At 42.7% G+C, this 16,196-nt stretch carries 14 protein-coding genes; 12 read left to right on the top strand and 2 right to left on the bottom strand.

All coding sequences use genetic code 11. The annotated features are described in order from the left end of the window. Window positions 1-91 precede the first annotated feature (91 nt). Both PHU20_RS10700 and PHU20_RS10695 read left to right on the top strand, forming a co-directional pair. A complete protein-coding gene (locus PHU20_RS10700) occupies window positions 92-1,153 on the top strand; it encodes a mechanosensitive ion channel family protein (protein WP_274825365.1) in 1,062 nt (353 codons plus the stop codon). Window positions 1,154-1,206: 53 nt separating this feature from the next. Continuing rightward, on the top strand, window positions 1,207-2,055 hold the full coding sequence (locus tag PHU20_RS10695) for an N-acetylmuramoyl-L-alanine amidase-like domain-containing protein (RefSeq protein ID WP_274825364.1): 849 nt from the start codon (window positions 1,207-1,209) through the stop codon (window positions 2,053-2,055). A gap of 205 nt (window positions 2,056-2,260) precedes the next feature. Here PHU20_RS10695 and PHU20_RS10690 read toward each other — a convergent pair whose 3' ends face one another. Further along, complete coding sequence (locus tag PHU20_RS10690) at window positions 2,261-3,151, bottom strand: AraC family transcriptional regulator (RefSeq protein ID WP_274825363.1); 891 nt, start codon at window positions 3,149-3,151, stop codon at window positions 2,261-2,263. A gap of 201 nt (window positions 3,152-3,352) precedes the next feature. On the opposite strand from PHU20_RS10690, the gene hemA reads away from it, so the two are divergent. Genes hemA through PHU20_RS10650 form a run of 8 tightly spaced genes read left to right on the top strand, consistent with a single transcriptional unit; the run spans window position 3,353 to window position 11,008 of the window. Further along, window positions 3,353-4,609, top strand: a complete 1,257-nt coding sequence (gene hemA / locus PHU20_RS10685) for a glutamyl-tRNA reductase (protein ID WP_274825362.1) — start codon at window positions 3,353-3,355, stop codon at window positions 4,607-4,609. After that, window positions 4,606-6,186, top strand: coding sequence for a hydroxymethylbilane synthase (hemC, locus tag PHU20_RS10680; protein WP_274825361.1), 1,581 nt, complete (start codon window positions 4,606-4,608; stop codon window positions 6,184-6,186). The genes hemA and hemC overlap by 4 nt, the downstream gene beginning before the upstream one ends. 36 nt (window positions 6,187-6,222) lie before the next feature. Beyond that, window positions 6,223-7,254 carry a uroporphyrinogen decarboxylase gene (gene hemE / locus PHU20_RS10675; RefSeq protein ID WP_274825360.1) on the top strand — a complete coding sequence of 344 codons (1,032 nt, stop codon included), beginning with the start codon at window positions 6,223-6,225 and terminating at the stop codon, window positions 7,252-7,254. A gap of 21 nt (window positions 7,255-7,275) precedes the next feature. After that, entirely contained in the window at window positions 7,276-7,821 is a 546-nt protein-coding gene (locus tag PHU20_RS10670) for a GNAT family N-acetyltransferase (RefSeq protein ID WP_274825359.1), read from the top strand. Window positions 7,822-7,834: 13 nt separating this feature from the next. Next, a complete protein-coding gene (locus PHU20_RS10665; RefSeq protein WP_274825772.1) occupies window positions 7,835-8,677 on the top strand; it encodes a sulfurtransferase in 843 nt (280 codons plus the stop codon). Next, the gene (gene hemF, locus PHU20_RS10660; RefSeq protein WP_274825358.1) at window positions 8,667-9,572 is read left to right on the top strand and encodes an oxygen-dependent coproporphyrinogen oxidase; all 906 of its coding nucleotides are present in this window, start codon (window positions 8,667-8,669) and stop codon (window positions 9,570-9,572) included. Before PHU20_RS10665 ends, hemF begins: the two co-directional genes overlap by 11 nt. Window positions 9,573-9,579: 7 nt before the next feature. Then, on the top strand, window positions 9,580-10,188 hold the full coding sequence (locus PHU20_RS10655; RefSeq protein ID WP_274825357.1) for a hypothetical protein: 609 nt from the start codon (window positions 9,580-9,582) through the stop codon (window positions 10,186-10,188). Between the two features lie 31 nt (window positions 10,189-10,219). Then, entirely contained in the window at window positions 10,220-11,008 is a 789-nt protein-coding gene (locus PHU20_RS10650; RefSeq protein WP_274825356.1) for a PhzF family phenazine biosynthesis protein, read from the top strand. On the opposite strand, the gene PHU20_RS10645 is transcribed toward PHU20_RS10650, so the two are convergent. Continuing rightward, window positions 11,005-13,641, bottom strand: coding sequence for a DEAD/DEAH box helicase family protein (locus PHU20_RS10645; RefSeq protein WP_274825355.1), 2,637 nt, complete (start codon window positions 13,639-13,641; stop codon window positions 11,005-11,007). The two genes, PHU20_RS10650 and PHU20_RS10645, sit on opposite strands and share 4 nt — an antisense overlap. 181 nt (window positions 13,642-13,822) lie before the next feature. On the opposite strand from PHU20_RS10645, the gene hemB reads away from it, so the two are divergent. Beyond that, window positions 13,823-14,815 (top strand): porphobilinogen synthase, encoded by a 993-nt coding sequence (gene hemB / locus PHU20_RS10640; protein ID WP_274825354.1) that lies wholly within the window; start codon window positions 13,823-13,825, stop codon window positions 14,813-14,815. A gap of 25 nt (window positions 14,816-14,840) precedes the next feature. Then, window positions 14,841-16,169 carry a serine hydrolase domain-containing protein gene (locus PHU20_RS10635; RefSeq protein WP_274825353.1) on the top strand — a complete coding sequence of 443 codons (1,329 nt, stop codon included), beginning with the start codon at window positions 14,841-14,843 and terminating at the stop codon, window positions 16,167-16,169. Window positions 16,170-16,196 lie beyond the last annotated feature (27 nt).

Below are 16,196 nucleotides of genomic sequence, written 5' to 3'. Positions count from 1 at the left end.
CACTATACGGAAAATCTATTTTTTTACATGGAATTAACACCTTTTACGGTCATTTTTTTTAGCTTCTGAAAAATAACCAAAAACAACGTTCATGTTAGAGACATTTTTCAAAAATACCGCCAATCAATCCCTTATTTACTTGATCATTGCCTTTTTATCGATCTTGATCGTCTATTTCGCCACGGTTCAAATATTACGTCGATTCGGAAAAAACCCCAACTATATCATTCCTAGGCACGCCTTTAAAAAAGTAACATTCCCACTTTTCGTGATTCTATTTTCATTCCTTATCCGAATGAATTCCCTTCGGCATGTATTGGGGTTGGAGGATTATGCCTACGCTTTTAAAAAATCGAGCACCTTGATGTTCATTTTCGGAACCACTTGGTTACTCTTGAATATCATAAAGATCGTAAAGAACAGGGTTATCGAAAAATATGACATCAACACTTCCGATAATTTAAAGGCCCGTAAGGTGACCACCCAATTCAACATTTTGGAACGTATCGTTGTCTTTGTGATCATTATTCTGGCCATTGCCATTGCATTGATGAGTTTTGACAGTATCCGCGAAATCGGGGTAAGCATCTTCGCATCGGCCGGGGTTGCCGGTATCATCATTGGATTTTCGGCCCAAAAAATGATAGGTACGATATTGGCGGGAATACAGATTGCCATTACCCAACCCATTAAGATCGACGACGTGGTGATCGTTGATGGCGAATGGGGTTGGATCGAAGAGATTACGTTGACCTATGTGGTGGTCAAGGTATGGGATAAAAGACGGTTGATCGTACCTACGACCTTTTTCATTGAAAATTCATTCCAAAATTGGACGAAGACTTCTGCGGATATATTGGGAACCGTTTTTCTATATACCGATTACCATGTCCCCATCAATGACCTACGCAAGGAATTGACACGGATCCTGGAATCTTCAGATCTATGGGATGGGGAGGCAAACAACATCCAGGTTACCGATACAAAAGCCAATTACGTAGAGCTCCGGGCCATGATGAGTGCCAAGGATTCCCCCTCTGCTTGGGAGCTCCGTGTATTGGTACGGGAAAAATTGATCGATTTTCTACAACAAAAATATCCCAAGAGTCTTTCGCACACCCGTATTTATATGGATCAGCTAGCGGCCGTATAAAATGTCGGGAAATGGGTGCGGATCTGTTATTTTTGTTACCTAAAACCACCATAATGCATAAAACCTTCCTTTTCTTTTTACTCCTGGCCTTGGTCATCGCCCCAAAGGGCCTAGCGCAACAAATCACCTGTCCCGCACCGGACAGACAGGCCTTTGAGGATAAGGTCGAAGAAATCGATGGACTTTTGGATAAGGATTTAGGGAAAACCATGGTCGCTGTGGGCAAAATCTTCCTAGGCACGCCTTATGTGGCAAAAACCCTGGAAATCGGGGAAACGGAAACACTGGTCATCAATCTTCATGGACTCGATTGCACGACCTTTGTTGAAAACGTATTGGCCTTTACCCTGATGCTTAAGGAAAAAAAGACCGACTTTAATTCCTTTACCGAAATATTGGAGACCATTCGGTATAAAGATGGAAAACTCGATGGGTATGCCTCCCGCCTCCATTATTTCTCGGAGTGGATCGCCAACAACGGGGAAAAAGGTTTGATCCGTGATATGACCGCTACGATAGGAGGAAAGGTGATCAGCAAGGAAATCAATTTTATGAGTACCCATCGCGATTTGTATCCTTTTTTAAAAAGTGATGCGAATTATGAAAAGATCAAAGCTTCAGAAGATTTCCTGAACAACCAGCCCATTTGCATTCTACCACAGGAAGATATTGCCGCCCATGAAAATATGATCCGATCCGGGGACATTATCGCACTGACCACTTCGATCAATGGTCTGGACATCACCCATACGGGCATTGCTACAAGGGAGGCCGATGGCCGTATACATCTCTTACATGCTTCCTCTACGGGTGAGGTGAAGGTTTCCGAGCTACCATTGGTAGACTACCTTAAAAAGGTGGGTAAGAATACAGGAATTATGGTAGCCAGAATCAATTCATAACGAGAAAATCACCTTGGGAAACCGACCAATCGGTCCAATGATGTAATCCTAAAAGCCATAAAAGGAACGAATTTCGCATTTGGCCGATAAAACCTCCTTTTCGGCCCCCTTCGCATTTTACATTCCGTTTGCCGATGCACGCAATACAGACCCACCGGTCTAAAACCTTTAATCCCCTACGAAAATCACATGCCTTGATGCCCGACTAGGATTTGGATAAGGACATTACGTATTTTTTTGGGGTAGTGCCGTATTTTTTCTTGAAAGCCGCAATGAAATGGCTCGAGGTACTATAACCCACCTTAATCCCCACTTCATTCACATTATGCTGTCCCGACTCCAATAACCTTCTGGCATGTTCCATCTTATAATCAAAAAGGAAACTATAGACCGAATCCCCATAGATTTGTTTGAACCCCTCTTTTAATTTCTTTAAACTTAATCCTATTTGTTGGGCCAATTCAGGGAGTGAAGGCGGCTCGGCCATTTGCGCTATCATAATTTCCTTGGCCTGTCGGATACGCTTAACATTTTCTTCATCGACCAAAAACGGACATTGCTCCAAATCGGCATCGGTACTTTTATTGAAATAAAGTGAAATCAACTCATAGACCTTGCCCATGATATACAATTCCTTGACCGAGGGATGCAGATTGTAATTCATGATCTGACTTAACACTACGGCAATGGCCGGGGAAACCTCTTCTTGGGCATAATATTTCTTCTCCTTATTGTCCGCACTCAAAAAAGGGATATAGTCGGCCTCGCTTGAAAATAAGGAGTGAAACTTTCGTATGGTCATTACCACCGATACGATCCAAGAATTCGGCGCTATTTCCATATTCATGGGGAGATCTACCTGTGTATTGTACAACAAGAGGGAATTTTCTTCAGAGACCTCAAGGGCATACATCCCTTCGTTGAAAATGAATTTCGCATTTCCTTTCAAACAGAAATGAAATTGGATGAAAGTACTGTCTATTTCACGAACAACCACCTGTTTTTCAAGGGAATCATTCTGTACTTTCAAAACATAGAACCCATCTTCGATCAACACTTCGGTATACGATCCTTGAACGACATTTTCTTTTTCCATAAGAACTGAATATTTCTTTTTTTATTTATATCTATTCTAAATAAGCTATATGAAAAATCCATGGAATACCCATAAAACCATATATTAGAGGCAATTTACAATGTTTTGGGTTTAAAATCCCGAATTTCGATATTAATTGTTCCTCTAGCGTTATATTTATTCAAATGATGCTTTTAATTTTGTGCGCATTCCATTAGTTTCATGAAAGGATACCACATTTCCAAGCACAATTCGTTTTATACCATTGGTCTTAATTACAAGAAGGCCGATGCACATATCCGGGGTAAATTCAGTCTGGATGAAGCGGCCATGGCAAACCTTTTGGTGCAAGCCAAAGGCCAAGAGTTGGATGGGCTATTGGTGACATCTACTTGTAACCGTACCGAATTGCACGGTTTTGCCCAACATCCGTTCCAATTGATAAAGCTGCTTTGCGATAATACGCAAGGAACCATAGAGGAATTCCAGGAAGTCGCCTACGTCTATAAGAACAATGATGCCATTTCGCATTTGTTTCGCGTGGGAACGGGTCTGGACAGTCAAATTTTGGGGGATTTTGAAATCATAAGCCAATTGCGACAAAGTTTCAATCGTTCCAAAAAGCACGATATCGCAAATCCTTTTATAGAACGGCTTACCAATTCTGTCATTCAGGCCAGCAAACGGATCAAAAACGAAACCAAGCTCTCTTCCGGGGCAACATCCGTTGCTTTTGCATCGGTTCAATATATTCTCGATAACGTAGAAGACATCTCTAACAAGAGCGTTCTACTTTTCGGTACGGGGAAAATCGGAAGGAATACCTGTGAAAATTTGATCAAACACACCCAAAATTCCAAAATAACCTTAATCAACCGTACGAAGACTAAAGCCGAAAAAATCGCGGGTAAATTTAATTTGGTCGTCAAGGACCATGGGGATCTGCAGACCGAAATTCGAAATACCGATGTTTTGGTGGTTGCCACAGGGGCCCAATCCCCGACAATTTCCAAGGAATTGATCTACGCCAAAAAGCCTTTGCTGATCCTTGACTTATCAATTCCCAAGAATGTTTCGGACAATGTATCCGAATTGGAACATGTCACGGTGATACATTTAGATCATTTGTCACAAATGACCGATAAAACCCTGGAACGTAGAAAACGGTACATTCCCCAAGCGGAAACGATTATCGAGGAAGTGAAGCACGAGTTCATACAATGGTTGGAAACACGAAAATTCGCACCGGTCATCAAAGCTTTAAAGCACAGATTGAATACCATGAAGGAGGAGGAGCTGGATTACCAATCCAAAAAACTTTCCAATTTCGATACGGTACAGGCCGATGTTATTTCCGATCGGATTATCCAAAAAATCACCAAGCAATTTGCTAATCATCTAAAGGATGCGAATGGGGATGCGGACGACAGTCTTGAGTTGATCCAAAAAGTCTTTCAGTTAGAAATAAATTCCCAATGAACAAAGTCATTAGAATAGGTACCCGCGATAGTGAACTGGCACTATGGCAGGCAAATACCGTTAAAAAAAATCTGGAAGACCTGGGGTATCAGACCACACTGGTCCCTATTAAATCCACTGGGGATTTGGTGCTTAACAAACCCCTATACGAAATGGGGATTACCGGAATTTTCACCAAAACCCTGGATGTGGCCATGCTCAATGGTGAAATCGACATTGCGGTACATTCCATGAAAGATGTACCTACGGCCTTGCCCAAGGGCATCGTACAGGCCGCGGTATTGAAAAGGGCCAATTATTTGGACATCCTGGCTTTTAAGGACAATGAAGAATTTTTGGCCAGTAGGGATGCCGTTATTGCGACCGGGAGTCTTCGAAGAAAGGCGCAATGGTTGAACAGATACCCGACACATACCGTAGTCGACCTACGTGGCAATGTGAACAGCCGTATGCAAAAGTTGATGCAAAATGATTGGAACGGGGCGATTTTCGCAGCGGCCGGCTTGGATCGTATCGGCCTTGAACACGAACATACGATCGGACTTACGTGGATGCTGCCCGCACCGGCACAAGGTGCCATAATGGTAGTCGCCTTGGAAAATGATGATTTTGTCCGTGACGCCTGTTACGAACTGAACCATGAACCCACGGCCATTTGCACCCAATTGGAACGGGAGTTCCTAAGATTGCTGGAAGGTGGATGCAGTGCCCCCATAGGTGCCCTGGCCTATATCAACAAAGAGGACGAAGTGACCTTTAAAGGGGCCTTGCTCTCTGTAGACGGAACCAAAAAATTAGAAGCGGAATTCTCGGCACCGCTCGGCAAACACGAAAACCTTGGGCGCGATTGCGCCAACAGTATTTTAAGCAGGGGAGGTAAGAACCTTATGGGAGAAATTCAGCGTGATACCCAAAATGTCGAAATCTTCTCTACCAAAAAATTAACCCAGGAACAACGCTTTATGTTCCACAATGATCTGGGGGTTGCTTCTGAGGATTTTCTGAAAACGAGTCCGAACCGTATTCCCGCCAAGGTATTGAAGGCGAAAATGCAAAATGTGGTCCTAACAAGCCAGAATGCCGTAGAGTCCTTATTGACCAATGTAAGCGCCCAGGAACTTCAATTCGAGAATATCTATTGTGTGGGCCGACGTACCAAACGATTGATAGAAAACCGGATAGGTAAGGTGAAGCATTTTGAAAAAAATGCCAAGAAATTGGCCGAATACCTCGTGGAATATATGGAAGGTACCGAAGTCACTTTTTTCTGCAGTAACCTTCGTTTGGATGACCTTCCTTCCATATTATCGGGGAACGGCATCCAAGTCAATGAGATTGAAGCCTACAAAACCAAACTCACACCCGTTAAAGTACCTCCAAAAGTCAAAGGCGTGCTCTTTTTCAGTCCGTCAACCGTAGAGAGCTACTTGCAACAGAACAGCAATGATAAAATAGCCTATTGCATTGGTGAAAGCACGGCCAAAGTAGCCCGAAAACATTTCCCTGATGTGTTGGTGGCGAAAATCCCCAGTGTGGAAAGTGTTATTGATTTGGTAAATGACAATTATAAAAATTAGCATTCCACATGGTTATGGGATGTCAAAAGAACACCTATGTTGAAAAACGATTTATTCCTAAGGGCACTCAAGGGTGAAACGGTCGACAGGCCCCCGGTTTGGATGATGCGACAGGCAGGACGTTACCTACCCGAATTTATTGAGATTCGAAAAAAATACGATTTTTTCACCCGTTGCCAAACCCCGGAATTGGCTTCGGAAATAACGGTACAACCTATTCGCAGGTATGGCATGGATGCCGCCATCCTGTTCAGTGATATCCTGGTCATCCCCCAAGCGATGAACATCGAAGTGCAGATGAAACCCAACTTTGGACCCTATCTGCCCAATCCCATACAATCCCAAAAAGCGGTTGATGGGGTGATCGTTCCCGATGTCGATGTGGCGTTGGATTATGTCATGCAGGCCATTGCCATGACCAAGGAAAAGTTGAACGACGAAATTCCCTTGATCGGTTTCGCAGGATCCCCATGGACCATTCTTTGCTATTGTGTACAAGGCCAAGGCAGCAAAACCTTCGATAAAGCCAAGGAATTTTGTTTTACCCAACCCCTTGCGGCCCATCAACTTTTACAGAAAATAACGGATACCACCATAGCTTATCTAAAAGCAAAAGTAAAGGCTGGGGTCAATGCCGTACAGGTCTTCGATTCGTGGGGAGGTATGCTTTCCCCTACCGACTACCAGGAATTTTCGTGGAAATACATTCAGCAGATCATCGATGCCTTAAAGGAGGAGGCCCCGGTAATCGTTTTTGGTAAAGGCTGTTGGTTTGCTTTGAACGACATGGCGAAATCGGGCGCAGCGGCTTTAGGGGTCGACTGGACCTGCTCTCCAAAAAATGCACGATATTTGACAGGGGGTAACATTACCCTTCAAGGTAATTTCGATCCGGCCCGGCTTTTATCGCCTCCCGACGAAATCAAAAAAATGGTCACCCGGATGATCAATGAATTTGGAAAGGATAGATACATTGCCAATCTCGGACATGGTATCCTCCCCAACGTTCCATTGGACAATGCAAAGGCTTTTATTGATGCGGTAAAGGAATATAAAAGCCCCGAATAATCAAATACACCAATAGGTACCATGTTTATCGATTTAGGCACGTATTATATTGAACCCATCGCCGAAAAAGATGCTTGGAAGCTTTGTGATTTTATCATTTCGAATGCGGATCGCCTAAAACGCTATTTCCCAAAAACCCTGGAGCAAAATCTGACCCCAGACCTCTCGGCTATATTCACGTCAATATATACCAAACGGTACTTGGAAAACAAAGAGTTCCTGTACAAACTCAAGGATAAAGCTGACCGAAAAATCATAGGGTTGGTCTATATTAAAAATACCGATTGGAATATTAATCAGGCCGAATTAGCCTATTGTATTGGTTATCAATATGAAGGAAAGGGTTATATAACGCAATCCGTTAAAGAACTTTCGGCCTATGCTTTTGACCGTTTAGGCTTAAAGACATTACAAATCATCGTTCATAAAACCAATTTAGGAAGTTTGAAAGTTGCCCTGAAAAATGGGTATACCTGGCAAAAAACCTTGGCAAAAGAACATACCCCACCGGGTGAAACGGCCTTGGATATGGAACTTTATGAATTGTATAATAAAAAACCCAGATAAGCTTATGGAAAATATCGCTCCCATTATACAGGTCAAAGAGGCTTTGACTTTGGTCAAATCCCAAAGTGTACTATTGATCGATGCTACCAATGGGCCAAACGCAAAATCTAATTACCTGAAGAAACATTTAAAAGGTGCCTTGTACGTTGACTTAAATACCCAACTGTCGAAAATAGAAGACGACGTATCCCAAGGGGGGAGACATCCTTTGCCCCTTATCGGGGATTTTTCCAAAACCTTGTCCGAATTGGGCATTTCACCCCAAAGCCATGTTATAGTATATGATAATAACAAAGGGGCGAACGCCGCTTCCCGTTTCTGGTGGATGATGAAATCAGTCGGTCACGATAAGATACAAGTCCTTAACGGAGGGGTTCAAGAGGCCGAAACCGTGAATTTCCCATTGGCATCAGGTATTGAAAAAACAAACCCCGTTGCGCCTTATCCCGTAGAAAGCTGGAAACTGCCTATGGCATCCATGGAAGAAGTTGAAAAAGCCACTGAAGATAAGGATTACCTTATAATAGATGTAAGGGAACCGGGCCGTTATCGGGGGGAACATGAACCGATTGATTTGATTTCCGGGCATATTCCAGGGGCCATGAACATACCCCTTGCCACCAATCTTGATGCGGACGGTTTGTTCCTGCCTGCAGCTCAATTACGGGAAAAATATGAAAAAGCATTGGGCCATAGAGACCAAGAACACACCATCGTACATTGTGGTTCCGGTGTTACGGCCTGTCATACCCTTTTAGCCATCAGCCATGCAGGATTGCCGACCCCCAAACTTTATGTGGGATCATGGAGTGAATGGAGCCGAAATGACAAACCCATTAAGACTAATGAAGGATAAATTCTACAACTATATCCTGAAACTCCAGGATACCATTACCTCAAAACTCGAACATATTGATGGGGTAGCGAAATTTCAAGAAGACCTATGGGAGAGGCCCGAAGGAGGGGGCGGTCGCACCCGCGTCATCGAAAACGGGGCTGTTTTTGAAAAGGGGGGCGTTAATATATCGGCCGTACATGGGGCTTTGCCAGAGAGCATGCAAAACTATTTCGGGGTAAAGGATGTGGATTTTTTCGCCTGCGGCCTGAGTTTGGTCCTTCATCCCAAAAATCCCATGGTACCGACCGTTCATGCCAATTGGCGTTATTTTGAAATGTATGATAAAAACGGAACTATCGTAGATCAATGGTTCGGGGGAGGACAAGATTTAACGCCCTATTACTTATTCGATGAAGATGCAACCCATTTTCATTCCGTTTGTAAAAAAGCATGTGATGCACATCAACCTACATTCTATGATACGTTTAAAAAGAAGTGCGACGAATACTTCTGGAACACGCACAGAAATGAGGCCCGAGGGGTTGGCGGACTCTTTTTCGATTATTGCAAAGCGGATGGCGTTATGGATATGAACGATTGGTATAATTTTGTTACCGAGGTCGGCGACAACTTTTTGAAAGCTTATATACCCATCGTCACAAAAAGAAAAGACCTTGTATACAACGGGTTACAACGCGATTGGCAGGAAATTCGACGGGGACGCTATGTGGAGTTCAATCTCGTGCATGATAAGGGTACCCTTTTCGGGCTAAGGACCAATGGTCGTATCGAAAGTATTCTGATGAGCCTACCTCCCCATGTACAATGGCGGTATAACCATCATCCCGAACCAGGCAGTGAGGAGGAGCGATTGTTAACGGTATTGGCCCAACCTAAAAATTGGATTGAATAGGTTGATCATGGGGAAATCGATATTTTTACTCGTACTTGTCGCAATTTTCACCTGTAGTTCCTGCAAGCGTTCCAAACAAGGTAAAAGTGATATCGATATCGAATTCACCCAAGATACCTTGGAGATCGGTTATACCTATTGGTGGGCCGAATCCGGTCCGTTTTTGAGCCCTTGTGGGGAAGAACTTTCCTTGGCATTCAGCGGAACCATAACCGATATCCTTCCTCCTACCGATGCGGCCGGGCCCTTGTACCTCTCACAAAAAGGAATCATCAAAATTGAAGAAGTGTATAAAATCAAAGACTTGGGGCCCAACACCTATGCCAATCAACAATTCTTTGTTTCCGATTGTTTTGATGGATTGGATTTAAAGAAGGATGATCAGGTGCTTGTTTTCTGCTATGACTATGAAAATGCCCTTAGCCTCCCAGGTGGCACCTCCATTTTAAAAATAAGGTCCTTAAGGGATCCTTTGGTCACTTCCTTTAAAAAATATATCGATTCGGACCAAAATCCGCTCAAAATCAAGAACGACATTAAATTATGGGAAAAAACCGGTTTGGGGGAAAACCTTAGGAAAATCATAGCATGTAAAATGGTACCGGACAACTATTAAAATAGTAATTTTGATTGGGTTAAAACAAGGTATGAAACTAAGAATATTTCAAATCGATGCCTTTGCAGAAAGGATGTTTACAGGCAATCCGGCCGCAGTCTGCATTTTGGACTCTTGGATAGATGATAACTTAATGCAACAAATAGCCGCCGAAAACAATTTGGCGGAAACTGTTTTTGCCGTAAAAAATAACGACCGGTATGCTATTAGGTGGTTTACCCCTGAAATAGAGGTCGACCTTTGTGGACACGCGACTTTGGCTACGGCCTTTGTCCTTTTCAACCATTACCTCCCTAACGAAAAACATATCGAGTTCTTTTCATCGCGCAGTGGTTCCTTAAGAGTTGAAAAATCGGAAAACGGGTACTTAACCTTGGATTTTCCCGCTGATGATCTGACAGCCGTCGACCCCATGCCGCAATTATACGACGCCCTAGGGGCAACCCCTGAACATATCTTTAAAGGAAAAACCGATTATCTATTGGTTTATAACAACCAAGATGAAATTAAGGATATGGATCCAAATTTCTTCCTCTTGAATCAAATAGATGCCCGCGGCATAATCGTTACGGCAAAAGGCGAAGAGGTAGATTTTGTATCCCGCTTTTTCGCCCCCCAAGCAGGAATCAATGAAGATCCCGTCACGGGATCGGCCCATACGAGCCTTACCCCTTATTGGTCCAAAATTTTAGGTAAGGACAGATTAACGGCCAAACAATTATCCAAAAGAGGGGGTGAACTTATATGTGAAAACCACGGTACCCGAATAAAAATATCGGGGAAAGCCGTTTCCTATTTAATAGGGGAAATCGAAGTTTAATTCCATACCACCCTTTTTTTCGTCCTCTCTTCTTCCGTATTAGAGACATGGAACATCCGCGCCTTAAGAAGGGCTTTTCTACCTTCTAAATGTCTAGTGTAAAGTAATTTAGCATTCCCGACATTATATTTCCAGTGTTTTAAGAATATCAGGGCGTGTTCCTTCTTCTCCCCGAAACGATCAGGGACCACCAAAAAGCGTTGTACCCCAATCAATTTCCTGAACCACTCTTTTCTTAATAGTAAATAACGAGGGTTTTCTACAGGGGCGATAATCTGTTCCAATGCATTGATGAAAACGGTGCTTTCATAATTTGACAACCCCATGGGCACACAAGAAACGGTTCCCTTACCATCAATAGAAACAATTACATCCATATTGGTCATGTTACTATCTAAAAACCCAAGATCATTCATGGTGTAAAGGACTGTCCATCCCATTTTTCGAACATCTTTATGTAAACGACCATGGTTAACGTACAATTTAAACACTTTATAGGACTTAACACCGAATCCGAATACCAAGGCGGAAATAAACAAATACATAAATTTTACCCATCCTCCTTGTAGTAAGATATTCAGATTCTTTAAGATGAATTCCGGCACAAAGTAAGTTAAAACCATTGAGAGCTCTATACATCCGAACAAGACCATATCACGATAATGCAATCTTTTTTGTAATTGATACGGAATACGTCCCTGGTAAAAGGATTTTAGTTCTTTTACCAGCCCGGTCCCTCCGCCGATTGCCTTTTTCCAGTTCTCCCTAATACTGACCCTATTCTTAGCGCCGTCAGCACTTTCCTGATTTATTTTTTCGACTTCAGCACTATTCGTTGGAATAGTTAAACGTAGCCGATCCATACCATTTTCAATTCGCAATGGCTCTGCATTGGTAATTCCCATAAAGGCGGAAAATCTTCTGTTTAAAGTTTCAAGGTCTTTTCCTCCCCCTTCATCCGTGGGATCCAAACAAACCAAATGCCAGATAACGGCCGTTTTATCCGGGTTTGGCGCAAAACTTCTTATTGCCCTTCCCCGCATCTGGTTTGAGGTTACAAATGACCCTACTGCAGACGCTAGAACCAAGGTGTTGATTGCAGGCGCATCCCAACCCTCCCCTAAAAGGGATTTCGTACCTATTAATGTTCGTATGGTACCATTTTGAAAACAATCGGTAATGATCTCAACCAATGAAGGGGATATTCTATTCTTAGTTTTTAACACTACAAAATCTGTAGCCGAAGGAATGTCTTCATACGTGAATTTAGCGGCACCGAATTTATCACAAACCAAATCATATACTGCAACGTTTACAATAACCAAACTACCTGTAAGAACCGCAAGTGAGGAAGAATCTTGAAGAGTGGTCCTTAAGCGATGGAATATGGGCAGAACACCTAATTTACCAATTCCGGATACCTTGTCATCCGAAGTGTCGAGATACTCTTTCCGGATATAATCGGTTAGTACCACTGCCCGTAATTGCTTCTCCAATTCTATTTCGGCAGCGGTTAAAACCTGTACAATACTATTTAACTTGCCAGGGCTGTTCGAAAGCGTTCGATAAAAAGAATCATTACCGATAAGATCAACACGATAGGTTTTTAGAACACCTATTTTTCTCAGTCGCTTTTCAAATATTTTAATCTCTGCTTCACTCGTGATTAATTGATCCCGGTCCTCGAATAACATATAGTTTAAAAGTACCGTTGCCCAAGCATGGTTAAAAGACGGAAATTCAATCCTGTCCTTCTTATCAAAACCCAATACTTCCAATTTTTCCCTTGGGATTTTAATATCACAAGCATTTAAGAATAGCAATAAAGCCGAAAAAAATGAAGGGTGTTGATATATTTCTTCCAAAGAAGTTTCCGTCTCTGCATAAAACCGATGGTTCCTAAGCAGATCAATAAACCAGATATCGCTTTTCAAATTTCGAATCAATTCGGCAACCTTGAGCCTAAAGGCTACGATATGATCAATGGTCAGTTGATCGGGAAGTGAAAAGTGCACAAAATCTTGATGGGGGCATAAATCGCCTTCCTTCACTAAATTGGGAATAGCTATTTCATCATCCACTTCTCCACAGAGGTCGAAATATCTTTTTACCTCGGCCTTGCTACTATCAAAAGGAGGTGTGGCCGTTAATGCCACAACTGTAAGCTCTTGATCTTGTTTTAGGGCGAACAAACATTTCCACCATTCATTTTTCAGGTGATGCGCTTCATCAAGCACAATGGTCTTGATTCCGTTATTTTTAAAAAAAGCTAGAAATTCCGATTCAGAGGCCTGTCGTTTGTGAAAAGCATGTAACCCTTGATAGGTACTTATTGTAATGTCCGAGGGATTGTCAATGGCAAATGATATTTTTTCGAAGCCCATGTTTTCGGTAAAGTATTGCTGCAATCTATCTTCCCACTGGTTTCTAATGGTCAGTGTCGGTGCCAACACCAAGGTTTTATAACCGATCTGCCTTAAAATCTCCAACCCCAATAGGGTTTTACCTGACCCAGGTGGTGCAATCACATGTAGATGGTTGTCGGCCATATGAACAGGAAGATTCTCTAAGAAACGTCCTTGATAACTCCGCCAGGGAAACCTGAATTTTAAATTGCTGAAACTTGTTACCAAATAACCGGGGATATTAATTTTAATAAAGGTAATAATTCAACGTGGAAGCATTTATTTTATTGGAGTGAGGGCATTTTCTAAAACACATTTTCTTTACTTTGTATAATATTTGGACCATATGGTAGTATATGGCCCCATTCGCAATACACTATTCGATTAATCTTATTTCAAAAAGCTGATTATGTACCCAATCATTAGAAATAGACGACTGCGCGCATCGGAATCCATCCGAAGATTGGTCCGTGAAACGATTATTACACCGGATGACTTCTTAGTCCCTTTATTCGTGGTCGAAGGCAAGAACGTAAAAGAGGAAATCCCTTCCATGCCCGATTACTTTCGGTATAGCCTGGACCATCTTGAAAAGGAAGTGAAAGAACTTTGGAATATGGGACTCTGTTCCGTACTGCTTTTCGTCAAGGTCCCCGATAATTTAAAGGATAATAAGGGTACAGAGGCCATAAATCCTGAAGGGTTGATGCAACGTGCGATAAAAACCATCAAAAATGCCTGTCCTGAAATGTTGGTCATGACCGATGTGGCGCTTGACCCCTATTCCTCCTATGGTCATGACGGAGTGGTTTCGGACGGACAGATTTTGAACGACGAAAGTGTGGAGATCTTGACCGAGATGGGCCTATCCCATGCCCAGGCCGGCGCTGATTTCCTAGCCCCCAGTGATATGATGGACGGCCGTATTCTTTCCCTGAGGGAGGCATTGGAGGATGAAGGCTTTTTCAATACCGGAATCATGAGTTACAGTGCCAAATATGCCAGTGCTTTTTATGGTCCGTTTAGGGATGCCCTCGATTCGGCCCCCGTGGATTTAAAAAATGTTCCCAAGGATAAGAAAACCTATCAAATGGACTACGCCAATCGTTTTGAAGCCATTCGCGAAACCCAACTCGATATTGACGAGGGAGCCGATATCGTAATGGTGAAACCAGGGCTCGCTTACTTGGATATTGTGCGTGAAATCCGCAATGAAGTGGAAGTCCCCCTAGCCGTATATCAAGTTTCAGGTGAATACGCCATGGTAAAGGCTGCAGCGGAAAAAGGATGGTTGGACCATGATGCCGTAATGATGGAACAACTCATCGCGATCAAAAGGGCAGGGGCCAACATCATTGCCAGTTACTTTGCGAAAGACGTCATTAAAATAATCAATCAGTAAAAATATAACCGACACCTTTTTTTTAGTGAAAAACATTGTTTTTATACTTATTGGTTTATTATATGTCAGCACCCATTCCCAGGAAGGTTCGGATATTTCATTGAACATGGATATCCAAGAAGGACTTCCTATTGCCCCACTTTCCATGATGGGGATGGATTCGACGTTCATCCATACCAAGGTCGATTCCATAATTTCCCACGGAATAAAACACAACGCTTTTCCAGGTGCCCAGGTTTTGGTGGCCAAAAACGGTCATATCGTATTTCATGAAGCCTATGGTTTCCATACCTACGATAGCATCCAACCCGTTTCTAAAGACGATATCTATGATCTGGCCTCGGTCACCAAAATAACAGGACCATTGCCTGCTCTAATGAAATTGGTTGATGAAGGCAAACTTGATTTGGATGTTCCCTTTAGCACTTATTGGCCCGCATGGAAGCACAGAAAGGATAAAAAGGAGCTTACATTACGTGAAATATTGGCGCACCAAGCCGGACTCACGCCCTACATCGTTTTTCTGAACAACGTACTCAAGAAGAACGGTAATTTAAGAAAACGCTTTGTACAAAGGGAATCAAATGCGAAGTTCAATAAACAGGCCTATGATGATTTGTACGTAAAAAATCGCTTTAATCGCAAAATGTATCGCATAATCAACCGGTCTAAGGTTAGTGATGAAAAGAAATACAAATATTCCGGACTTACTTTTTTACTATTCCCTGAGCTTATTGAACAACTCACCGGCACAACCTATGAAGACTATATAACCGAAAATTTTTATCGGCCTATGGGAGCCACCACCTTGGGCTTTAAACCCAAAACAAAGAACTTCCCGAATAAAATAGTGCCTACAGAACAGGATACCCTATTCAGGCACACCTTCACCCAAGGTTGGGTACATGATGAAAACGCATCCCTTTTGGGCGGTGTTTCGGGCAATGCCGGCCTGTTCGGTACGGCCTCCGATTTGGCCAAAATAATGCAGATGTACCAGAATTATGGTACTTTGGATGGCCATAGGTACATCTCAGAAAAAACAATGTGGGAATTTACCCGAGTACAATATCCCGATAATGATAACCGTCGCGGTTTAGGCTTTGACAAACCCTCATTGGGAAATGACACCTTGGACTTGGCAGCGGCCTATCCCGCACCTGAAGTGAGTACAAAAAGCTTTGGACATAGTGGTTTTACGGGGACTTTTATATGGGCCGATCCTGAAAACCAATTGGTATTTATTTTTCTTAGTAACCGTGTATATCCCACTAGGGACAATAGGAATCTATATGCCCTAAATATCCGGGGAGCGGTACAACAGGTGTTTTATCAATCGATTTTGTCCGATTAACATACAATTATTACTATTTTAGTCAGA

This window comes from Maribacter polysaccharolyticus (assembly GCF_028882255.1).
GTDB classification, from domain to species: Bacteria; Bacteroidota; Bacteroidia; order Flavobacteriales; family Flavobacteriaceae; genus Maribacter_A; species Maribacter_A polysaccharolyticus.
This window is presented reverse-complemented; position numbering and strand designations above follow the sequence as displayed.